Below are 22,048 nucleotides of genomic sequence, written 5' to 3'. Positions count from 1 at the left end.
GACTTGCATGCATAACAACAAGAAAGGTGCTCCTAGATGAATGCGATTTCTCGCCTCGCTACTGTCATTTCTCTCGCTTCCCTGTCTGCGCTCCCCCTCAGTGTCCTCGCTGCCGAATCCAAAGGTTCCGTTGAAGTCGTTCACTGGTGGACTTCCGGTGGTGAAAAGGCAGCGGTCGATGTCCTGAAGGCTCAAGTCGAAAAAGACGGCTTCACCTGGAAGGACGGCGCAGTCGCCGGTGGTGGCGGCTCCACGGCCATGACCGTACTCAAAAGTCGCGCCGTAGCCGGCAACCCGCCGGGCGTTGCCCAGATCAAAGGCCCGGACATCCAGGAGTGGGGCAGCACCGGCCTGCTCAGCACCGACGCGCTGAAAGACGTTTCCAAGTCGGAAAACTGGGATGGCCTGCTGTCGAAGAAAGTCTCCGACACTGTGAAGTATGAAGGTGACTACGTCGCTGTGCCGGTGAACATCCACCGCGTCAACTGGCTGTGGATCAACCCGGAAGTGTTCAAGAAAGCCGGGATCGAAAAAGCCCCGACTACCCTCGAAGAATTCTATGCCGCCGGCGACAAGCTCAAGGCCGCAGGCTTCATCGCGCTCGCCCACGGCGGTCAGCCTTGGCAGGACAGCACCGTGTTTGAAGACGTGGTGCTCTCGGTCATGGGCGCCGACGGTTACAAGAAAGCCCTGGTCGACCTGGACCAGAAAACCCTGTCTGGCCCGGAGATGACCAAGTCGTTCGCCGAGCTGAAAAAGATCACCGGCTACATGGACCCGAACCGCGCCGGTCGTGACTGGAACATCGCCGCCGCCGACGTCATCAATGGCAAGGCCGGCATGCAGATGATGGGCGACTGGGCGAAAAGCGAGTGGACCGCCGCGAAGAAAATCGCCGGCAAGGACTACCAGTGCGTAGCGTTCCCTGGCACCGAAAAAGCCTTCACCTACAACATCGACTCGATGGCGGTGTTCAAGCTCAAGGCTGATCGCAAGGGTGACATCGCTGCCCAGCAAGACCTGGCCAAGGTCGCATTGGGTACCGACTTCCAGAAAGTCTTCAGCATGAACAAGGGTTCGATCCCGGTGCGTAACGACATGCTGAATGAAATGGACAAGCTCGGCTTCGACGAGTGTGCCCAGAAGTCGGCGAAGGACTTCATCGCGGACGACAAGACCGGCGGCCTGCAACCGAGCATGGCGCACAACATGGCCACCTCCCTGGCCGTGCAGGGTGCGATCTTCGACGTGGTCACCAACTTCATGAACGACAAGAACGCTGACCCGGCCAAGGCCAGCGCCCAACTGGCCTCGGCTGTCAAAGCGGCCCAGTAACTCCGGACACAGCCCATCCCAATGTGGGAGCGGGCTTGCTCGCGAATACGGACTGACATTCAACATGGATGTCGATTGACACACCGCATTCGCGAGCAAGCCCGCTCCCACAGGGGATCAGCGTGTCGATTCATTTCTCTAAACCTGGATTATCCCGATGAACTCTGTGGCGGTTTTCAGCAAAGCCTCACCGTTCGATGCGCTGCAACGCTGGCTACCCAAGTTGGTACTCGCGCCGAGCATGCTGATCGTGTTGGTTGGCTTCTACGGTTACATCATCTGGACGTTCATTCTGTCCTTCACCAACTCCAGCTTCATGCCGAGCTACAAGTGGGTCGGCCTGCAGCAATACATGCGTCTGATGGACAACGACCGCTGGTGGGTCGCGAGCAAGAACCTCGCGGTGTTCGGCGGCATGTTCATCGGCATCAGCCTGGTGCTGGGCGTGTTCCTCGCCGTGCTGCTGGACCAGCGCATTCGCAAGGAAGGCTTCATCCGCACCATCTATCTGTACCCGATGGCGCTGTCGATGATCGTCACCGGTACGGCGTGGAAATGGCTGCTCAACCCGGGCCTGGGCCTGGACAAAATGCTGCGTGACTGGGGCTGGGAAGGCTTCCGCCTCGACTGGCTGGTGGATCAGGATCGCGTGGTCTACTGCCTGGTGATCGCCGCCGTGTGGCAAGCCTCCGGGTTTGTCATGGCGATGTTCCTCGCCGGCCTGCGCGGTGTCGATCAGTCGATCATCCGTGCTGCGCAAGTCGATGGTGCGAGCCTGCCGACCATCTACCTGAAGATCGTTTTGCCGAGCCTGCGCCCGGTGTTCTTCAGTGCCTTCATGATCCTCGCGCACATCGCGATCAAGAGCTTCGACCTGGTCGCGGCGATGACCGCGGGCGGTCCGGGCTACTCGTCCGACCTGCCGGCAATGTTCATGTATTCCTTCACCTTCAGCCGTGGCCAGATGGGCATCGGTTCGGCCAGCGCCATGCTGATGCTCGGCGCCGTGCTGACCATCCTCGTGCCGTACCTGTACTCCGAGCTGCGAGGCAAACGCCATGACTAATCAAATCGGAAAACCAGGCATCAGCTTCAGCCGCATTGCGATCTACGCCATCTTGTTGCTGGCGGCGGCGGTGTACCTGATCCCGCTGGTGGTGATGCTGCTGACCAGCTTCAAGTCCCCTGAAGACATCCGCACCGGCAACCTGCTGAGCTGGCCGGCCGTGATTGACGGCATCGGCTGGATCAAGGCCTGGGACGTGGTCGGCGGCTACTTCTGGAACTCGGTGAAGATCACCGTGCCTGCGGTGCTGATCTCCACCTTCGTCGGGGCCATGAACGGCTACGTGCTGTCGATGTGGCGCTTCCGTGGCTCGCAGTTGTTCTTCGGCCTGTTGCTGTTCGGCTGCTTCCTGCCGTTCCAGACCGTGCTGCTGCCGGCTTCGTTCACCCTCGGCAAGTTCGGCCTGGCCAACACCACCTCGGGCCTGGTGCTGGTCCACGTGGTCTACGGCCTGGCGTTCACCACGCTGTTCTTCCGCAACTACTACGTGAGCATTCCGGATGCGCTGGTCAAGGCCGCGCGGCTCGATGGCGCAGGCTTCTTCACGATCTTCTGGAAGATCCTGCTGCCGATGTCGATCCCGATCGTGATGGTCTGCCTGATCTGGCAGTTCACCCAGATCTGGAACGACTTCCTGTTCGGCGTGGTTTTCGCCAGTGGCGATGCCCAGCCAATTACCGTGGCCCTGAACAACCTGGTCAACACCAGCACCGGGGTCAAGGAATACAACGTTGATATGGCCGCCGCGATGATCGCCGGGCTGCCGACACTGCTGGTCTACATATTCGCTGGCAAGTATTTCCTGCGTGGGCTGACGTCCGGCGCGGTCAAGGGGTAGAAACATGGCAACTCTCGAATTACGCAACGTCAACAAGACCTACGGCGCCGGTTTGCCGGACACCCTGAAAAACATCGAACTGAAGATCGATGACGGGGAATTCCTGATCCTGGTCGGCCCCTCGGGCTGCGGCAAATCGACCTTGATGAACTGCATCGCCGGCCTGGAAACCATCAGCGGCGGCGCGATCCTGGTGGACGACGCCGACATCAGCGGCATGAGCCCCAAGGATCGCGACATCGCCATGGTGTTCCAGTCCTACGCGCTGTACCCGACCATGAGCGTGCGCGACAACATCGCCTTCGGCCTGAAGATCCGCAAAATGCCGACTGCGGAAATCGACGAAGAAGTCGCTCGGGTTTCCAAGCTGCTGCAAATCGAACACCTGCTCAACCGCAAACCCGGCCAACTCTCCGGTGGTCAGCAACAGCGTGTGGCGATGGGCCGTGCCCTGGCGCGGCGGCCGAAGATTTACCTGTTCGACGAACCGCTGTCCAACCTCGACGCCAAGCTGCGGGTCGAGATGCGTACCGAAATGAAGCTGATGCACCAGCGCTTGAAGACCACCACGGTCTACGTGACCCACGACCAGATCGAGGCCATGACCCTGGGTGACAAGGTTGCGGTGATGAAGGACGGCATCATCCAGCAGTTCGGCACGCCGAAGGACATCTACAACAATCCGGCCAACCTGTTCGTGGCGAGCTTCATCGGTTCGCCGCCGATGAACTTCATCCCGCTGCGCTTGCAGCGCAAGGATGGTCGTCTGCTGGCGCTGCTCGACAGCGGCCAGGCCCGTTGCGAGTTGCCGCTGGGCATGCAGGACGCCGGTCTTGAAGATCGCGAAGTGATCCTCGGCATGCGCCCTGAGCAGATCGTTCTGGCCAACGGCGAAGCGAACGGATTGCCGACCATTCGTGCCGAAGTCCAGGTCACCGAACCGACCGGTCCCGACACCTTGGTCTTCGTCAACCTCAACGACACCAAGGTCTGCTGCCGCATGGCGCCAGACGTGGCGCCGGCGGTTGGCGAGACGCTGAACCTGCAGTTCGACCCGGCGAAAGTGCTGCTGTTCGATGCCAAGAGCGGGGAGCGGCTGGGGGTTGCCGGCGTGCCGAAAGCCGAGACTCACGCTGACAACGTAGCGCAATTCAAAGGCCGCTGAAGATCACGGCTGTAGGAGCGAGCTTGCTCGCGATGGAGTGTCAGTTGACACCGATGTAGCTGATACACCATCGCGAGCGAGCTCGCTCCTACAGGGGGGGGGATATGTGGCGGGTGGAGACATCCGTCGCAACTGATGTAACCGCGTTAAAGAAGAAAAGTTAATAACAATAAAACGAGGATGTAGGGATGAAAATGAAGAACAAGGCCCGGTTGATCTGCCAAGTGTCAGCAGCGGCAGCACTGGTTCTGGCCGGCAATGCGATGGCCGCTGAAGCGTTCAGCTCCGACTCCAAATGGATGACGGGCGATTGGGGTGGCGAGCGAACCAAACTGATCGAGCAGGGCATCGACATCAAGATGGATTACGTCGGTGAAGTCGGCGCCAACCTGCATGGCGGTTTCAACGATGACAAGACCGCGCGCTACGCCGACCAGTTCGGCCTGGGGGCAGCGCTGGACCTGGAAAAACTGCTGGGCTGGGACAACACCCAGGCCAAGATCCAGCTCACCAACCGTAACGGTGAGAACATCTCCAACGACCGTATCGGCGACCCGCGTGCCGGCACCCTGAGTTCCTCCCAGGAAGTCTTCGGGCGTGGCCATATGGTGCGTCTGACCCAGTTGTGGATCCAGCATCAGTTCTTCGACAACAAACTGGACGTCAAGGCCGGTTACTTCGGCGAAGGTGAAGACTTCAACACCTTCCCGTGCGAATTCCAGAACCTGGCGTTCTGCGGATCCCAGGTGGGTAACTGGGCCACCAACATCTGGTACAACTGGCCGGTGATGCAGGCGGCGATCCGCGTGAAGTACAACATCAATGACGAGCTCTACGCCCAGATCGGCGCGTACAACCAGAACACCTCGCAACTGGAGCACGGTAACGGCTTCAAGCTCAGCGGCAGTGGTACCAATGGCACCGTCCTGCCGGTCGAGCTGGTCTGGTCGCCGAAGGTCAACAACCTGCCTGGCGAATACCGTGTCGGTTACTACAAAAGTACCTCCGATGCCGCCGACGTTCGCGAAGACGACAACGGTCAGGACGCAGCGACCACCGGCAACCCTTTGCGCGTCCACGATAGCAAGCACGGCTACTGGTTCGTCGCGCAGCAGCAACTCACCAGCCACAACGGCGACGCTTCTCGCGGTCTGAACATCGCGGCCAACGCCACTTTCCACGACAAGGACACCAACTTCATCGACAACTACCAGTCGCTGATGTTTGTGTACAAGGGCCCGTTCGATGCGCGCCCGAAGGATGACGTGGGCATCGGTTTCGCCCGTATCCATGTCAACGATGACGTGAAGAAAAACGCCGAACTGACCAACGCGGCCAACGGTGTTTCGGACTTCGACAATCCGCTGTTCTCGCCTATTCGTGAAACCGAATACAACTACGAGATCAACTACGGCTTCCACGTGACCAACTGGCTGACCGTACGTCCCAACCTGCAATACGTCACGCACCCGGGTGGTGTGGATGAAGTCGACAACGCGCTGGTGGCCGGCCTGAAAATTCAGTCGGTGTTCTAACGCTGTTGCGATAAGCTCTCCTCAATGTGCGCATTTTTGCGGACAGCCCTGGCTGTCCGCTTTTTTTTGCGGGCCGCGCACCCCGGTGACAGATGATTTTCAGGACCGTGGCACATGCTTGAGCATCCGCTACAACGCTTCTTCAAATCCTTGCGCGAGCGTCCGGTGTTCGCGTGGGAGCGCTATCAGATGCGCGACGTGCTGGTGATCGATCATCCGCTGTGTCAGGCGGTGTTCAGCCGTCAGGGCGCGCAGTTGCTGCACTTCCAGCCACAGGGCCAGAAACCCTGGCTGTGGTGCGCGGCGAAGTGGCCGCAGGTCGGTGCCATTCGCGGTGGCGTGCCGGTGTGTTGGCCGTGGTATGGACGGCATCCGAGCGAAAACGCCTGGCCGTCCCATGGCTGGGCGCGGTTGCTCGACTGGAAGCTGCTCGACAGCAACAGTGACGACGATGGCGTGCGGTTGCACTGGCAACTGAAGTTGTGCGACTGGCAGGTGGATCTGCACGCGCATCTGGGCGAACGCATGGAATTGCGCCTGAGTACCGAGCATCAGGACGACATGCCGTGCCAGTTGAGCCAGGCTTTGCACGCTTACTGGCGTATTGGCGATGTCAGTGAGATAGCGCTGTCTGGGCTGGAGGGTGCTCAGGGTTATGACCAGTTGAGCCGACAGGTCTGTCAGCAGGAAGGCGAGTTGCGCGTGGACGGCGGTTGTCAGCGAGTGTTCCAGCATGATGGCGAATTGCAGCTCAACGACCATGCCTGGCAGCGGGCGCTGTGCATCGACACTGGCGAAACGGCCGACACAGTGGTTTGGCATCCCGGTTCACGGCCGTTGCTCGGCGTGACCTGGAACGAGATATCCGAATTCGTTTGCGTAGAGGCCGCAAGCGGCGGTACCGACAGCTTGTGCCTGAAACCTGGGGAGCGGGCGCATTTGAGTTTACAGGCGTGGGTGGGGGCTTGATTCTGCGGTGTTGCTGCTGGCCCCTTCGCGAGCAAGCCCGCTCCCACATTCGACCACATTCCAACTGAAGGAACCTGGTCACCTGTGGGAGCGGGCTTGCTCGCGAAGGCGCCCTTTCAAGCAGTAAAGATTCAGGATCGGTCAGTTGAACTCATCACCCACCGGATACCGGCTGGCATTCAGGCTCTCCTTGATCTTGCGCAAGTGCGGCTGGAAGTCCACGCCCCGGCGCAAGGTCATGCCGGTGGCGAGCACGTCCAGCACGGTGAGCTGGATGATCCGCGACGTCATCGGCATGTAGATGTCGGTGTCCTCCGGCAGCGGAATGTTCAGGCTCAGGGTGCTGGCCTTGGCCAGCGGCGAGTTCTCGGCGGTCAGGCCCAGCACTGAAGCGCCGTTTTCCCGGGCGATGCGCGCGACTTCCACCAGTTCGCGGGTGCGACCGGTGTAGGAAATGATCACGAACAACTCGCCGGTGTGGGCCACCGAGGCAATCATGCGCTGCATCAGCACGTCGGCGTGGGCCGTGACGGCGAGATTGAAGCGGAAGAACTTGTGCTGTGCATCCAGGGCCACCGGAGCCGAGGCACCGAGGCCGAAGAAGTGGATTTGCCGGGCCTGGATCAACAGGTCGACGGCGCGGCTGATCAGGTTCGGGTCCAGTGCCTGGCAAGCGCTGTCCAGCGAGGCAATGGCGCTGCCGAAGATCTTCTGGGTATAGGCTTCAGGATTGTCGTCGGCTTCCACTGCACGGCTGACGTACGCGGCGCCACTGGCCAGGCTCTGGGCCAGTTGCAGTTTGAGCTCGGGGTAGCCGCTGACGCCGAACGAACGGCAGAAACGGTTGACCGTCGGTTCGCTGACCGAAGCCGCCTGGGCGAGGGCAGCGATGCTGAACCGGGTGGCCTGCTGCGGGTTGAGCAGGATCACCTCGGCGACTTTGCGCTCGGCCTTGTTCAGCTCTTCAAGGCGATTCTGGATTTGTTCCAGTAAATTTCGCACGCGGTCCATATGGGATTCCTTGATTCACCGGCACCGATAAGCGCGCGGCTAATGCAAAAAGGGCCTTTGGTGAGGCCCGTAACGGTGGCCTATCCTACTGATGGCTCCGACCGACCACCACTCGGAATCTGTATTTTGCGAAAATGTTGTGGTTATTACTACATTTTCCCTTGAGTGATGCCTTGAAAAAAGGTATTTGTAGCTTAACTTGATAAAAGAACAAACATCATGCTCTCGATTACGGTTGAACCGTGCACCTTTGCCTTGTTCGGCGCCTTGGGCGATCTGGCCTTGCGCAAGCTGTTTCCTGCCCTCTATCAACTCGACGGCGCCGGCCTGCTGCACGAGGACACGCGTATTATCGCGCTGGCCCGTGAGCCAGGCAGCGAACAGGAACACCTGGCGTTCATTGCTTCCGAGCTGCGCCGCTATGTCGGTGCCAAAGAGCTGGACGACGCCGTGGTCGAGCGTTTTCTGGCGCGCCTGAGCTACCTGCACGTCGACTTCCTCAAAACCGAAGATTATGTGGCCCTGGCCGAAGTCGCCGGCACCGCGCAGCGAGTCATCGCTTATTTTGCGACCCCGGCCGCCGTATACGGCGCGATTTGCGAAAACCTGGCCAAGGTCGGCCTGGCGCAAAACACCCGTGTGGTGCTGGAAAAACCCATCGGTTCGGACCTGGAATCCTCGCGCAAGGTCAACGACGCCGTGGCGCAATTCTTCCCGGAGAACCGCACCTACCGCATCGACCACTACCTGGGCAAAGAGACCGTCCAGAACCTGATCGCCCTGCGTTTCGCCAACAGCCTGTTCGAAACCCAGTGGAACCAGAACTACATTTCCCACGTGGAAATCACCGTGGCCGAGAAGGTCGGTATCGAAGGCCGCTGGGGTTACTTCGACAAGGCCGGCCAGCTGCGCGACATGATCCAGAACCACCTGCTGCAACTGCTCTGCCTGATCGCCATGGACCCACCGGCCGACCTGTCCGCCGACAGCATCCGTGACGAGAAGGTCAAGGTGCTCAAGGCCCTGGCGCCGATCAGCCCGGAAGGCCTGACCACTCAAGTGGTGCGCGGCCAGTACATCGCCGGCTACAGCGAAGGCAAGGCGGTACCGGGGTACCTGGAAGAACCCAATTCCAACACCCAGAGCGACACCGAAACCTTCGTCGCCCTGCGTGCCGACATCCGTAACTGGCGCTGGGCCGGCGTGCCGTTTTACCTGCGTACCGGCAAGCGCATGCCGCAGAAGCTGTCGCAGATCGTCATCCACTTCAAGGAACCGTCGCACTACATCTTCGCTCCCGAGCAGCGCCTGCAAATCAGCAACAAGCTGATTATCCGCCTGCAACCGGACGAAGGCATTTCCTTGCGCGTGATGACCAAGGATCAAGGCCTGGATAAAGGCATGCAGCTGCGCAGCGGTCCGTTGCAGCTGAATTTTTCCGACACTTGGAGCAGCGCACGGATTCCCGATGCCTACGAGCGGTTGTTGCTGGAAGTGATGCGCGGCAATCAGAACCTGTTTGTCCGTAAAGATGAAATCGAAGCCGCGTGGAAGTGGTGTGACCAGTTGATCGCCGGGTGGAAAAAGTCCGGCGATGCGCCCAAGCCGTACGCGGCAGGGTCCTGGGGGCCGATGAGCTCCATTGCACTGATCACGCGGGACGGGAGGTCATGGTATGGCGATATCTGATTTGAAACTGCCGCAGGGCGTCAGCGCCCATGCGTTCAAGAGCCCGGTGCTGCTGGCCGAAAGCCTGGCGCTGAATGTGGCCAAGCAACTGAGCGATGCAATCGACGCCCAGGGTACAGCGACGCTGGTGGTGTCCGGTGGCCGCAGCCCGGTGGCGTTTTTCCAGCACCTGGCCAGGCAGGCGCTGGACTGGTCCAACGTGGTGGTCAGCCTGGCTGACGAGCGTTGGGTGCCGGTGGAGCACGCCGACAGTAACGCTGGCCTGCTCAAGAAATATCTCTTGCAAGGCCCGGCGGCCAAGGCGCAGTTCCTGAGCCTGTACAGCGCCAGTGCCAACCTCGAGCAGGCAGCCGAGCAGGCCGACCGTTTGTTGTCCGAGTTGCCGGTGATCGACGTGCTGATCCTCGGCATGGGCGATGACGGCCACACCGCGTCGCTGTTCCCCAACAGCCCGAACCTTGACGAGGCCTTGAAAGTCGACGGTACACGTCGTTGCTGGCCGATGCTGGCGCCGACCGTGCCGCGTCAGCGCCTGACCATGAGTCGCGCGCTGCTGGCTTCGGCCAAACACAAGATTCTGTCGATTTCCGGTCAGTCCAAGCTGACCACCTTGAGTTTCGCGCTGGCCGGTGACGATGTCGCCGAAATGCCGGTGCGCGCATTTCTGCAACCCACGTTAGAGATTTACTGGTGCCCATGAGCCAAGGAACAGCCGCTATGACAAACCCATCCCCGACCGTTTCCATGGCGGACAAAGTTGCCCTGATCGACAGCCTCTGCGCGAAGGCGCGGATTCTGCCGGTGATCACCATCGCCCGCGAGCAGGACGTTCTGCCGTTGGCCGACGCGCTCGCGGCCGGCGGCCTGACGGCCCTGGAAGTGACCCTGCGTTCGCAATTCGGCCTCAAGGCCATCCAGATTCTGCGCGAGCAGCGTCCTGAGCTGGTGACCGGTGCCGGCACCGTGCTCGATCGCCAGATGCTGGCTGCCGCCGAAGCGGCGGGCTCGCAATTCATCGTCACGCCGGGCATCACCCGCGACTTGCTGGAAGCCAGCGTCGCCAGCCCGATTCCACTGTTGCCAGGCATCAGCAATGCCTCGGGCATCATGGAAGGCTACGCTCTGGGTTACCGCCGATTCAAGTTGTTCCCGGCCGAAGTCAGCGGCGGCGTCGCGGCCATAAAGGCTTTGGGCGGCCCGTTCGGCGAAGTGAAATTCTGCCCGACCGGCGGCGTCGGCCCGGCCAATATCAAGAGCTACATGGCGTTGAAAAACGTCATGTGCGTGGGCGGTAGCTGGATGCTTGATCCGGAGTGGATCAAGAACGGCGACTGGGCCCGCATTCAGGAATGCACCGCCGAGGCCTTGGCGCTGCTGGACTGATCGCTTCACCCGACACTCGTTGTGTGTTCTACGGCTTTACGGTGCGCTTGGTCGGTGCACCGTTTTTTTTTGCCCTTAATACCTGTAGGAGCGAGCTCGCTCGCGAAAAACCTCCAGGCACCGCTGGCTACCGGGTTCCCGCGTCATCGTTCACGACCATCGCGAGCAAGCTCGCTCCTACAGGCACCGCTGGCTTCCGGGTTCCCGGGTCATCATTCACGACCATCGCGAGCAAGCTCGCTCCTACAGGTACCGTTGGTCATCGGGTTCCCGCGTTATCGTTCACGCCCATCGCGAGCAGGTCAGCACAACTCCGCCAGCGCTGTGGTCAGCCGCGTCATGTGCCCGGCGGTGGTGGTCAGCCCCGGAGTGATGCGGATGCACGGGCCGCACGCCGCGCCGGTGCGTACCACGGTGAACAGGTTGTAGTCCTTGAGCAGCCGCTCGACCATCGCCTGCTGATCGGTCTGTGCGATGAAACGCAGGGCCGTGATGCCGCAGTACAGTCGCGGGTCGTCCGGGGTCAGGACTTCGATGCCCGGCAGTTCGCGCACGGGGCGGACCCACAGGTTGCGCAGGTAGTTGAGCCGCGAACCTTTGGCCGCCGCGCCGCCCATGGCGTGATGCTCCTCGAGGACCAGCGGCAAGGTCAGCAGCGCCGGGATGTTCGGTGTGCTGTACGGCGTACGGGCACGAATGTCTGTAACCGGGAAGTGCATCTCGCCCATGTCCGGGTCGATGTCGGCCAGGCGTTCGGGGGCGATGTAGATGAAGCCGAGCGTCAGCGGGGCGCCGATCCACTTGTGCAGGTTGTAGCCGGCAAAGGCGATACCGAGCCCGGCCAGGTCAAATTCGAGTTGGCCGAGGGCATGGGCTCCATCGAGGATGACGTCGATGCCATGTTCCTTCGCAGCGGCTGCAATCGCCTGCACCGGCATCACCAGGCCCGTGCGATGGGTGACGTGGGTCAGGGCCATCAGCTTCAGCCGCGGATGCCGCGCGAAGGCTTCCCGATAGGTGTTGAGCAGGCTGTCGAAGGTTGCCGGGTGGGTGTGTTCGATCTCGATCACTTCGACACCACGATTGCGTGCCAGCCAGCGCATGGCGCCTTTGACCGTGTCGTATTCCAGATCGCAGACCAGTACCTGATCGCCGGGCTGCAGCCGGTTGTAGTTGCGGATCAGCGACTGCAAACCTTCCGACGCGTTACGGGTCAGGGCGATGCTGTCGGCGGGTGCGCCTGTCAACCTCGCCAATTGCGCGCGGATCTTCAGGCTGTCGCCCTGTTCGAAGCGCTGGCGCACGTAGACCGAATTGCTGCGATTGATGAGCTCGATGTTGCGCTGGTATTCCTCGACCACCGTGCGCGACATGCGACCGAAGTAACCGTTCTCCAGGTTGAGCGGGCCGGGTTCGACATCGTAGCGGTCGGCAAAGGTTTGCCAGAAGGCTTCATCACGGGCACGGCGGGTGTTGTCGGGCATGGGCTACTCGGTAGGTGATTCAGTGGCGCGGGGCAGGTTTGCCGTGTTTGGCGCGTAGCGGTTCGAGCAGGTCCGACAAGCCGTTGTGATCGATTTCCTGCATCAGGGCCAACAGGCCGCCCAACTCGCCGTGAGGGAAACCTTCCCGGGCGAACCAGTTCAGGTAAGGGCCGGGCAGGTCGGCAATGATTCGGCCCTTGTACTTGCCGAAAGGCATTTCGCGGGTGATCAGCAGTTCGAGCTTTTCAGGATTCATCGGTCGGTCGTCTTGATTCAGTCAGTCTGGAAAATACAGGCATTCTGCATGCAGGCCAATTGACAGATCATGCAAATAAAACGGATACAGATTTTTTGATAATGGATAAGCGTTTGAAAAATAACGGATAAGTAAGCAGTTCCAGGCTGGCATGCAGGGTGCACCACTCATTGCATCTTTCATCAATCGTGAGGAACTGAAAAATGACCGACATGAATAAAGAAGCGATTTCCGTACTCAACGACCTGATCGAAACCAGCAAGGACGGTCAGGCCGGGTTCAAGACTTGCGCTGAAGACATCAAGCACCCTGAACTCAAAAACCTGTTCATCGCGCGTTCCGCCGATTGTGCTACGGCCGCTACGGAACTGCAGTCCGCCGTGCGTTCGATGGGCGGCGATCCGCAAACCTCCACCAGTGTCCGCGGTGACTTGCACCGTCGCTGGGTCGACGTGAAGTCGATGTTCACCGGCAAGGGCGAGGAGGCCGTACTCAATGAAGCCGAGCGTGGTGAAGACCATGCGTTGAAGGCTTACCGGGACGCCATGGAGAAAATCAACAAGCACAACCTGGTGGGCATTCGTGACCTGGTTGAGCGCCAGTACCACGGCGTGCAACGCAATCACGATCAGGTCAAGGCCCTGCGTAACCAGGCGCGTGCGCGTTCGTAATGTCTGGTTGAAACAACTGTGGGAGCGGGCTTGCTCGCGAAGGCGGCGTATCAGTCACCATTGATAGTGACTGATACGCCGCCTTCGCGAGCAAGCCCGCTCCCACAGGTATATGCGGTGAATCAACCGATGCTGATGGCCGGCAGTTCCGTCAGCGTCACGCTCTGTTGCTTGCGTGGTGCGAGGATTTCCGCCTCGCCATCCACCACCAGTTCATCGCGCTGGTTGAACACGCGAGTGGCAATGCGCACGCGAAACTTCGGCAGTTTTTCGAGAATTTCCAGGCGTACGGTCAGCGTGTCGCCGATCTTCACCGGTTTCTGAAAGCTCATCTGCTGGCCGATGTAGATAGTCCCCGGTCCAGGCAACTCGCAGGCTACCGCCGCGCTGATCAACGCACCGCTGAACATGCCGTGGGCGATGCGCTCCTTGAACATGGTGCTGGCGGCGTATTCGGCATCCAGGTGCACCGGGTTGTGATCGCCGGACATCGCGGCGAACAACTGGATGTCGCGCTCTTCGACGGTCTTGCTGAAGCTGGCGGTCTGGCCGATTTCGAGGGCTTCGTAAGGGGTGTTGGTAACCTGGGTCATCTGTCTCAATTCCTGTGACGAATTAAAAAATTCACAAAAAAACTATTCGGATCGGTGCGGCCGAGGCGTACTCAAGGCCTGTGCGATCCAGTTCAGCACATCGGCGATGATTTCATCGCGGTTGCTCTCGTTGAACAGTTCGTGCCGTGCCTGCGGGTAAACGGTCAGTTGCAGGTGCTGGCTGCCGGCCGCGCGCAGCGCGTCGGCCAGATCCTTGAGACGCTTGCCTTCGCTCACCGGATCACATTCACCGCCAATCACCAGCAACGGCAGGCCCGGGTCGATCTGCGCGAGATTGGACGCTTTGCTGATTTGCTGCAAGCCACCGAGCAAGTCGATCCACAGTTGATTGGTGCAACGGAAACCGCAGAGCGGGTCGTTGACGTACAGATCGACCTGCGCCGGATCACGGCTGAGCCAGTCGAACGGCGTACGTGCCGGTTTGAACTTGTTGTTGAACGAGCCGAACGACAGCCATTCGATCAATGCGCTGCGCCCTTGGCGGCCTTGGCGCAGGCGTTCGAAACGGGCGATTTGCCGTGCCGCACGATAAAGCGCCACAGGCTGGAAGTTCGAGCCGCTGAGGATCGCCCCGTGCAGGCTGGCGCTGTGGTGCAGCAGATAAGCCTGGGCAACGTAACTGCCCATGCTGTGACCGAGCAGTACGATCGGTATGCCAGGGTGCTGTTGGCCGATGTGCTGGTTGAGGCAGGCCAGGTCGCTCACGACCTTGGACCAGCCATGGTCATCGGCGAAATGCCCGAGTGTCCCGTTTTCGGCAGTTTTGCCATGTCCACGCAGGTCCGGCGCGCACACGCCATAGCCCTGGTCACAGAGTTTTTGCGCAAGGGGGCCATAGCGACCGCTGTGCTCGGCCATGCCGTGGGCCAGCAGAATCATTGCCTTGAGGCTGCCCTCGGGTAGCCACTGGTTGACGAAGAGGCGGCTGTGGTCGCTCGTGGTCAGCCAGAAAGTGTCATGGATCATGGCGGTTCCTTTGCATGAGGCTGCCTGGTCGCAATTAGCTCGTTGCAGTTTATAGCGCATCCTTGGCCGGGCGTCTGATCAGCTTGCGCCACGGCAAGAAGATTCATGGGATCAATGACAGCGGTGGGCATATTTGCCTGCTACGTCATAACTGCTAGTGTCCGTGAAGCTCCGCTTTTTGCATTTTTTTTGAAAAATGACAGAAAAGTGGCCCCGGATAGATTCAGGTAAAGAGGACAACAACAATGCAACCTGATTTCTGGAATGACAAACGCCCGGCCGGTGTACCCCTGGATATCGATCTGGGAGCCTACAAGTCGGTGATCGAGGTGTTCGAGCGTTCCTGCAAGAAGTTTGCTGACCGCCCGGCGTTCAGCAACATGGGCGTGACCCTGACCTACGCGGAGCTGGAACGCCAAAGCGCGGCCTTCGCCGGTTATCTGCAAGCCCACACCGACCTGGTGGCGGGGGACCGCATCGCGGTGCAGATGCCCAACGTCCTGCATTACCCGATTGCCGTGTTCGGGGCCTTGCGCGCCGGGTTGATCGTGGTCAACACCAACCCGTTGTACACCGCGCGGGAAATGCGTCATCAGTTCAAGGATTCCGGTGCCCGGGCGCTGGTGTACCTGAACGTGTTCGGCCAGAAAGTCCAGGAAGTGCTCCCCGACACCGATATCCAGTACCTGATCGAAGCGAAGATGGGCGACCTGATGCCCACCGCCAAGGGTTGGCTGGTCAACACGATGGTGAGCAAGGTCAAGAAGATGGTCCCGGACTATTCCTTGCCCCAGGCCGTTTCTTTCAAGAGCGCATTGCGCATGGGCCGTGGCCTGGGTATCAAGCCGCTGAACGTCGGCCTCGACGACATCGCCGTGCTGCAATACACCGGCGGCACCACGGGCCTGGCCAAGGGCGCGATGCTGAGCCACGGCAACCTGGTGGCGAACATGCAACAGGCACGGGCCTGTCTGGGACAGTTCGGCCGCGACGGGCAACCGCTGTTGCGCGAAGGGCAGGAGGTGATGATCGCGCCGCTGCCGCTGTACCACATCTATGCCTTCACGGCGAACTGCATGTGCATGATGGTGACGGGCAACCACAACGTGCTGATCACCAACCCGCGCGACATTGGCGGCTTCATCAAGGAACTGAAGAACTGGCGGTTCTCGGCGCTGCTGGGGCTCAACACGCTGTTCGTCGCGCTGATGGATCATCCGGACTTCAAGACCCTGGACTTCTCCAGCCTCAAGCTCACCAACTCCGGCGGCACTGCGCTGGTCAAGGCGACAGCCGAACGTTGGGAACAACTGACCGGTTGCCGCATCACCGAAGGTTACGGCCTGACCGAAACTTCGCCGGTGGCCTGTACCAACCCGTATGGCGACCAGTCGCGGATCGGCACGGTCGGCCTGCCGGTGCCGGGCACTGCGCTGAAAGTCATCAGCGATGACGGTGTCGAACAACCTTTGGGCGAACGTGGCGAGCTGTGCATCAAGGGCCCGCAGATCATGAAGGGCTACTGGCAGAAACCCGAGGCCACGGCCGAAGTGCTGGATGCCGAGGGCTGGTTCAAGTCCGGTGATATCGCGGTGATCGACCCGGACGGTTTCGTGCGTATCGTTGACCGCAAGAAGGACATGATCATTGTCTCGGGTTTCAACGTGTACCCGAACGAGATCGAAGACGTGGTGATGGCACACCCGAAAGTCGCCAACTGTGCGGTCATCGGTGTACCCGACGAGCGGTCGGGGGAGGCGGTGAAGCTGTTCGTGGTGGCCCGTGAAGCGGGCGTCAGCCTTGAAGAGCTGAAGGCTTACTGCAAGGAGAACTTCACGGCGTACAAGGTACCCAAGCACATCGTGCTGCGCGAATCGCTGCCGATGACCCCGGTGGGCAAGATCCTGCGGCGGGAGTTGCGAGATATCGCCTGATCGGTGAATAGCTGACCCCTGTAGGAGCGAGCACGCTCGCGATGGACGTCAACGATAACGCGCCCTGTCTGAATGATCGCGTTGCCCGGACGTTTTTCGCGAGCAAGCTCGCTCCTACAGGTTTAAGCGAAAGCCCCGAATTTCGGGGCTTTCAGCGACATATAGGTTTTTTGCTCTAAAATGACCGCTTGTAAGTCTTGAGTCATAAAAGTGACCGTAGAGGCCGCTTTTGGCTCTAGTCGACCCTTTGCAAAGCTGCTACTCTCGGCGCGCTTTGTGACTTCTCGGCCTTCTATCAGCCAGATTTACCAATGGCCAAACACCAATAATAATCGCATCAAATGCGGTGCTGAATTCGCGTTGCTGAGGAGTGGGCTTCCATGATCGAAGACTTTTGGAAGGATAAGTACCCAGCCGGGATTGCTGCCGACATCAATCCCGACGAGTACCCGAATATTCAGGCAGTGTTGAAGCAATCCTGCCAACGCTTCGCCAACAAGCCGGCATTCAGCAACCTGGGCAAGACACTCACCTACGGTGAACTGTACGAATTGTCCGGTGCGTTTGCCGCTTACCTGCAACAGCATACCGACTTGCAGCCTGGCGATCGAATCGCCGTGCAACTGCCCAACGTGTTGCAGTACCCGGTTGCCGTCTTCGGCGCGATCCGCGCCGGGCTGATCGTAGTCAACACCAACCCGCTGTACACCGCGCGGGAAATGGAACACCAATTCAACGACTCCGGTGCCAAGGCCCTGGTCTGCCTGGCCAACATGGCGCACCTGGCTGAAACCGTGGTGCCGAAAACCGGCGTCAAGCACGTGATCGTCACCGAAGTCGCCGACCTGCTGCCGCCGCTCAAGCGCTTGCTGGTCAACAGCGTCATCAAGTACGTGAAGAAGATGGTGCCGGCCTATCACTTGCCAAAAGCCGTCAAGTTCAATGACGTGCTGAGCAAAGGCCTGGGCCAGCCAGTGGCGGAAGCCAACCCGGCCAGTGGCGATGTCGCGGTGCTGCAATACACCGGCGGTACCACCGGCGTGGCCAAGGGCGCGATGCTGACCCACCGCAACCTGGTGGCGAACATGCTGCAGTGCAAGGCGCTGATGGGGTCCAACCTCAATGAAGGTTGCGAGATCCTGATCACACCGCTGCCGCTGTACCACATCTATGCGTTCACCTTTCACTGCATGGCGATGATGCTGGCGGGCAACCACAACATCCTGATCAGCAACCCGCGCGACTTGCCGGCGATGGTCAAGGAACTGTCGAAGTGGAAGTTCAGCGGCTTTGTCGGTTTGAACACACTGTTCGTAGCCCTGTGCAACAACGAAGGTTTCCGCAAGCTGGATTTCTCCGCGCTGAAAGTTACCTTGTCGGGCGGCATGGCCCTGCAACTGGCGGCGGCCGAACGCTGGAAAGCGGTGACCGGTTGCGCCATCTGCGAAGGTTACGGCATGACCGAAACCAGCCCGGTGGCGACGGTGAACCCGATCCAGCACATCCAGGTCGGCACCATTGGCATTCCGGTGCCGTCGACCCTGTGCAAAGTCATCAACGATGCCGGTGTCGAGCAGCCGCTGGGTGAAATCGGCGAACTGTGCGTGAAGGGCCCGCAAGTCATGAAGGGTTACTGGCAGCGCCAGGAAGCCACCGACGAGATCCTCGACAGCGAAGGCTGGTTGAAGACCGGTGACATTGCGCTGATCCAGCCCGATGGCTTCATGCGCATTGTCGATCGCAAGAAAGACATGATCCTGGTTTCCGGTTTCAACGTGTACCCGAACGAGCTCGAAGACGTGTTGGCTACCCTGCCGGGCGTGCTGCAATGCGCGGCCATCGGCGTGCCGGACGAAAAGTCGGGCGAGGCGATCAAGATTTTCATCGTTGCCAAGCCGGGCGTGACCCTGACCAAGGAACAGGTGATGGAGCACATGCGCGCCAACGTCACCGGCTACAAGGTCCCGCGCTCCGTGGAGTTCCGTGACGCACTGCCGACCACCAACGTCGGCAAGATCCTGCGCCGTGAATTGCGCGATGAAGAACTGAAGAAGATCAACGCGAAGAAAGCCACCGCGTAATCAACAAAAAGCCCCGCCGATGCGGGGCTTTTTGTTGGTCGGCTGGCAACACCGATCCTCTGTAGGAGCGAGCATGCTCGCGAAAAAGGTACAGACAACGCGTTCATTCAGACAGCCCGCGTCATCGTTGACGTCCATCGCGAGCCAGCTCGCTCCTACAGGAATGACGGTTATTGACGGAACGGCGCGAAGTTGACGTTGGTGCCCGCCGGGCGCATGTCCTGCAGGAAGGAGTCCTTGTCGGCGCTCAGTTCCAGGCTCAATGCAGCCTTGCGCTTGCCTTCATTGCGTACCACCAGGCCTTCGAGCTTCTCGCGCAGGAACACGGTCGGCACTTTCAGGTGCAGCAGCTCGTCGGTGTCCGGCGTGTGCATCAGCAGGTGAATCCACTCGTACTGACCCACGGCCAGGCGCGATACCGGGATGTCGAACCACCAGATATTGCGGTTGCGGTTCAATTCGGTGAAGTGGCAGTTGTTGACGCCAAGCACAGCACCGCCGAGTTCCTGGTTTCTGCGGGCAATGGCCTGCTTTTTATCGAGTTTCATAACATTCCTACGGGATTGGATCTTCAGCGCCATGGCCTGAATGTGTTGCGCATTCTCAGGGGTTGGCCGGCAAACATAAAGCGCAACCTGCACTGAACGATGAAATGTCGTGGTGCAAATAAATGAAACTCCCTGCAAAAGCCCCCGGTCAACCTTATGTAACGACCTTTCCTCCCATTGAAATGCCTTTAATAAAAGAAGAAGCGGTCATCCCCGGATGGCCATTTTTGTGTCAGCCTGAACTTGCACACTGAATTTGTTTCAAAGTCGCCAACTGGGCTACCTTGGTGAAGGAAACGGCCCCCAGAGTCGCCACGACTTCAACCCAAATGCGAATGCGGCGAATGGAGACGCTAATGATTTTTCCGGACATGAGAGGCTTGCCCCTGCACCGTGTGATGATGCGCACGGTCACCGAGTTCATCGCCGACGAGATGTCGACCTATGCCTCGGCGCTGGCCTATCAAATGCTGTTTTCGCTGTTTCCGTTCATCCTTTTCCTGATTGCCCTGATCGGCTTCCTGCACCTGCCGGATTTCTTCTCCTGGCTGCGCCTGCAATCGGAACTGGTATTGCCGCCCCAGGCACTGGAGCAGGTCAACCCGGTGATCGACCAGCTGCAGCAATCCAAGGGTGGCTTGCTCTCGGTGGGGATCGTGATTGCGCTGTATACCGCCTCCGCCGGGGTGCGGCTGATGATGAGCGCGATGAACGCCGCCTACGACGTGGTCGAAGGGCGCCCGCTGTGGAAACGCTTTCCGTTGTCGATCATCTACACCGTCGGCATTGCCGGCATGCTGCTGATCGCCGCAGCGCTCATGGTGCTCGGGCCGCAGGTGATGGAGTGGATCGCCAAGCAAGTCGGCCTTGAGTACTTTATCGTCACGCTCTGGACCATCGCGCGCTGGCCGGTGATCGTGATTTTGCTGATGGTCGCGGTGGCGTTGATCTACTACGTCATGCCCGACGTCAAACAGGAGTTTCGCTTCATCACCCCAGGCTCGGTGCTCGCGGTGGTCGTGTGGATCATCGCCTCCCTGGGCTTCGGCTTGTACGTCAAGGAGTTCGCCAACTACAACGCCATGTATGGCAGTATCGGTGCGATCATTGTGCTATTGCTGTACTTCTACATTTCCGCCGCGGTGCTGCTGCTGGGCGCGGAGATGAACGCGGTGATCGAACACATGTCGCGAGGGGGCAAGGACCCTGGCGAAAAAGTGGCTGGCGAGCATGGTCCCGTCCATGAGGAAAAACACCACGTGTCGGGACTGGGGCGCGATCACTCACACAAACCGACCATTGATGAAACCTGATCATGATTCGTGAAATTCTGAAAATGGGCGATGAGCGCCTGCTGCGCGTTGCCCCGCCAGTGCCGGCCGAGATGTTCGACAGCCCCGAGCTGTGGCAACTGATCGATGACATGTTCCAGACCATGGAAAGTGTGGGAGGCGTTGGCCTGGCTGCTCCGCAGATCGGTGTCGACCTGCAGCTGGTGATCTTCGGTTTCGAGCACAGCGAGCGTTATCCGGATGCCGAGGCGGTGCCGCAGACGATCCTGATCAACCCGTTGATCACACCGCTCAGCCCGACCCTGGAAGAGGGTTTCGAAGGCTGTTTGTCCGTACCGGGCCTGCGCGGCGCGGTGCAACGTTACCAGCAGATTCGCTACGAAGGCGTCGATCCCAAGGGCGAGCCCATCGTGCGCATTGCTTCGGGCTTCCACGCACGGGTGGTGCAGCATGAATGCGATCACCTGATCGGCCGCCTGTACCCGTCGCGCATTACCGACTTCAGCAAGTTTGGCTTCACCGAGGTGATGTTCCCGGACCTGGACCCCAAGGCGGACGACTGATGCAACACAGAACCCTGTGGGAGCGGGCTTGCTCGCGAAAGCGGTCTGACAGTCGGCATTGATGGTGACTGACAGACCGCTTTCGCGAGCAAGCCCGCTCCCACATTTTTGATCCCGTTATTTCAGCTCCAGTCCCATCGCAATCATCGGCTTGCTGCGCGCGTATCGGCTCAAGCGTTCAACCATCGCGTAAGGCATCGGCGGATCGAAAGTAAAGCCGCGGCGCTCGTAAAACCCCCGCAAATCCGGATGACAGAACAGCCACACCGGCAGTTCGCAATCCTTCACTGCGGCCGCAATCAACCCGGCGGCAAGCCCTTGTTCGCGACACTGCGGATCGACAAACAACCCGGTCAGCCAATGCCCACCGGACACGGGGCGCAAACACAGCGCGGCAACGATCCCGTCACGCCGGGCCACCCACAACTGCGCGTCGCGCACGGCCTTCATCGACGATTGGTGAGCGCGGTAGAACTTGTTCATCAATGGCCATAACGGCTCGTCGAGCAGGGTGTATTGGGTGTCGGGCATGGTTTTGGACTATCGGTAGGCAAAGCGGGCGATTATAAAAGAACACACGCGCCGGGATAGGTGTATACCTGATTTCACATCCCCATGAGTGGAGTACGCATCATGTCCAAAGGTATG

At 59.8% G+C, this 22,048-nt stretch carries 21 protein-coding genes; 14 read left to right on the top strand and 7 right to left on the bottom strand.

Annotated elements, in window-relative coordinates:
• The first annotated feature begins 36 nt into the window (after positions 1 to 36).
• The 6 genes from AC06G5_RS23880 to AC06G5_RS23855 all read left to right on the top strand — a co-directional run bounded on the left by AC06G5_RS23880 (position 37) and on the right by AC06G5_RS23855 (position 6,908).
• The gene (locus AC06G5_RS23880) at positions 37 to 1,335 is read left to right on the top strand and encodes an ABC transporter substrate-binding protein (protein ID WP_413427425.1); all 1,299 of its coding nucleotides are present in this window, start codon (positions 37 to 39) and stop codon (positions 1,333 to 1,335) included.
• Positions 1,336 to 1,492: 157 nt separating this feature from the next.
• Positions 1,493 to 2,401, top strand: a complete 909-nt coding sequence (locus AC06G5_RS23875; RefSeq protein ID WP_413427426.1) for a carbohydrate ABC transporter permease — start codon at positions 1,493 to 1,495, stop codon at positions 2,399 to 2,401.
• Positions 2,394 to 3,239, top strand: coding sequence for a carbohydrate ABC transporter permease (locus AC06G5_RS23870; protein WP_480458451.1), 846 nt, complete (start codon positions 2,394 to 2,396; stop codon positions 3,237 to 3,239). The genes AC06G5_RS23875 and AC06G5_RS23870 overlap by 8 nt, the downstream gene beginning before the upstream one ends.
• A gap of 4 nt (positions 3,240 to 3,243) precedes the next feature.
• On the top strand, positions 3,244 to 4,404 hold the full coding sequence (locus AC06G5_RS23865; protein WP_413427428.1) for an ABC transporter ATP-binding protein: 1,161 nt from the start codon (positions 3,244 to 3,246) through the stop codon (positions 4,402 to 4,404).
• Between the two features lie 188 nt (positions 4,405 to 4,592).
• The gene (locus AC06G5_RS23860; protein ID WP_413427429.1) at positions 4,593 to 5,939 is read left to right on the top strand and encodes a carbohydrate porin; all 1,347 of its coding nucleotides are present in this window, start codon (positions 4,593 to 4,595) and stop codon (positions 5,937 to 5,939) included.
• A gap of 114 nt (positions 5,940 to 6,053) precedes the next feature.
• Positions 6,054 to 6,908, top strand: a complete 855-nt coding sequence (locus tag AC06G5_RS23855) for a D-hexose-6-phosphate mutarotase (RefSeq protein WP_413427430.1) — start codon at positions 6,054 to 6,056, stop codon at positions 6,906 to 6,908.
• Between the two features lie 141 nt (positions 6,909 to 7,049).
• On the opposite strand, the gene AC06G5_RS23850 is transcribed toward AC06G5_RS23855, so the two are convergent.
• Positions 7,050 to 7,910 (bottom strand): MurR/RpiR family transcriptional regulator, encoded by an 861-nt coding sequence (locus AC06G5_RS23850; protein WP_170948639.1) that lies wholly within the window; start codon positions 7,908 to 7,910, stop codon positions 7,050 to 7,052.
• A 228-nt stretch (positions 7,911 to 8,138) separates the two neighbouring features.
• Here AC06G5_RS23850 and zwf point away from each other — a divergent pair, with 228 nt between their 5' ends.
• The 3 genes from zwf to AC06G5_RS23835 are packed head-to-tail and all read left to right on the top strand — an operon-like array spanning position 8,139 to position 10,991.
• Positions 8,139 to 9,608: a glucose-6-phosphate dehydrogenase gene (gene zwf / locus AC06G5_RS23845; RefSeq protein ID WP_413427431.1), complete on the top strand. Its 1,470-nt coding sequence runs from the start codon at positions 8,139 to 8,141 to the stop codon at positions 9,606 to 9,608.
• Positions 9,595 to 10,308 (top strand): 6-phosphogluconolactonase, encoded by a 714-nt coding sequence (gene pgl / locus AC06G5_RS23840; protein WP_413427432.1) that lies wholly within the window; start codon positions 9,595 to 9,597, stop codon positions 10,306 to 10,308. The genes zwf and pgl overlap by 14 nt, the downstream gene beginning before the upstream one ends.
• 17 nt (positions 10,309 to 10,325) lie before the next feature.
• On the top strand, positions 10,326 to 10,991 hold the full coding sequence (locus AC06G5_RS23835; protein WP_008019264.1) for a bifunctional 4-hydroxy-2-oxoglutarate aldolase/2-dehydro-3-deoxy-phosphogluconate aldolase: 666 nt from the start codon (positions 10,326 to 10,328) through the stop codon (positions 10,989 to 10,991).
• Positions 10,992 to 11,293: 302 nt separating this feature from the next.
• On the opposite strand, the gene AC06G5_RS23830 is transcribed toward AC06G5_RS23835, so the two are convergent.
• Both AC06G5_RS23830 and AC06G5_RS23825 read right to left on the bottom strand, forming a co-directional pair.
• Complete coding sequence (locus tag AC06G5_RS23830; protein WP_413704106.1) at positions 11,294 to 12,475, bottom strand: aminotransferase class V-fold PLP-dependent enzyme; 1,182 nt, start codon at positions 12,473 to 12,475, stop codon at positions 11,294 to 11,296.
• 19 nt (positions 12,476 to 12,494) lie between these two features.
• On the bottom strand, positions 12,495 to 12,731 hold the full coding sequence (locus AC06G5_RS23825) for a DUF3820 family protein (protein ID WP_003227425.1): 237 nt from the start codon (positions 12,729 to 12,731) through the stop codon (positions 12,495 to 12,497).
• 203 nt (positions 12,732 to 12,934) lie between these two features.
• Between AC06G5_RS23825 and AC06G5_RS23820 the strand changes: the two genes are divergently transcribed.
• Positions 12,935 to 13,402, top strand: coding sequence for a ferritin-like domain-containing protein (locus tag AC06G5_RS23820; protein ID WP_413427434.1), 468 nt, complete (start codon positions 12,935 to 12,937; stop codon positions 13,400 to 13,402).
• A gap of 122 nt (positions 13,403 to 13,524) precedes the next feature.
• Here the strand turns inward: AC06G5_RS23820 and AC06G5_RS23815 are convergent, their stop codons facing one another.
• Both AC06G5_RS23815 and AC06G5_RS23810 read right to left on the bottom strand, forming a co-directional pair.
• Complete coding sequence (locus AC06G5_RS23815; protein WP_096509380.1) at positions 13,525 to 13,995, bottom strand: MaoC family dehydratase; 471 nt, start codon at positions 13,993 to 13,995, stop codon at positions 13,525 to 13,527.
• 42 nt (positions 13,996 to 14,037) lie between these two features.
• Positions 14,038 to 14,982, bottom strand: a complete 945-nt coding sequence (locus AC06G5_RS23810; RefSeq protein ID WP_413428726.1) for an alpha/beta hydrolase — start codon at positions 14,980 to 14,982, stop codon at positions 14,038 to 14,040.
• A 245-nt stretch (positions 14,983 to 15,227) separates the two neighbouring features.
• Between AC06G5_RS23810 and fadD2 the strand changes: the two genes are divergently transcribed.
• Together fadD2 and fadD1 are read left to right on the top strand one after the other, a co-directional pair.
• Positions 15,228 to 16,916 carry a long-chain-fatty-acid--CoA ligase FadD2 gene (gene fadD2, locus AC06G5_RS23805; RefSeq protein ID WP_413428725.1) on the top strand — a complete coding sequence of 563 codons (1,689 nt, stop codon included), beginning with the start codon at positions 15,228 to 15,230 and terminating at the stop codon, positions 16,914 to 16,916.
• Between the two features lie 380 nt (positions 16,917 to 17,296).
• Positions 17,297 to 18,997 (top strand): long-chain-fatty-acid--CoA ligase FadD1, encoded by a 1,701-nt coding sequence (gene fadD1, locus AC06G5_RS23800; protein ID WP_057399018.1) that lies wholly within the window; start codon positions 17,297 to 17,299, stop codon positions 18,995 to 18,997.
• A gap of 170 nt (positions 18,998 to 19,167) precedes the next feature.
• Here fadD1 and AC06G5_RS23795 read toward each other — a convergent pair whose 3' ends face one another.
• Positions 19,168 to 19,545 (bottom strand): hypothetical protein, encoded by a 378-nt coding sequence (locus AC06G5_RS23795; protein ID WP_008019269.1) that lies wholly within the window; start codon positions 19,543 to 19,545, stop codon positions 19,168 to 19,170.
• A 356-nt stretch (positions 19,546 to 19,901) separates the two neighbouring features.
• On the opposite strand from AC06G5_RS23795, the gene AC06G5_RS23790 reads away from it, so the two are divergent.
• Together AC06G5_RS23790 and def are read left to right on the top strand one after the other, a co-directional pair.
• Positions 19,902 to 20,858, top strand: coding sequence for a YihY/virulence factor BrkB family protein (locus AC06G5_RS23790; RefSeq protein ID WP_008019270.1), 957 nt, complete (start codon positions 19,902 to 19,904; stop codon positions 20,856 to 20,858).
• Positions 20,859 to 20,860: 2 nt separating this feature from the next.
• Positions 20,861 to 21,400, top strand: coding sequence for a peptide deformylase (def, locus tag AC06G5_RS23785; protein ID WP_413428722.1), 540 nt, complete (start codon positions 20,861 to 20,863; stop codon positions 21,398 to 21,400).
• Positions 21,401 to 21,517: 117 nt separating this feature from the next.
• Here def and AC06G5_RS23780 read toward each other — a convergent pair whose 3' ends face one another.
• A complete protein-coding gene (locus AC06G5_RS23780; protein ID WP_480458447.1) occupies positions 21,518 to 21,931 on the bottom strand; it encodes a GNAT family N-acetyltransferase in 414 nt (137 codons plus the stop codon).
• Positions 21,932 to 22,048 lie beyond the last annotated feature (117 nt).

This window comes from Pseudomonas sp. WT-JTC (assembly GCF_056711565.1).
The sequence above is the reverse complement of the archived record's forward strand: the minus strand, read 5'-3'. Positions and strand labels throughout refer to the sequence as shown.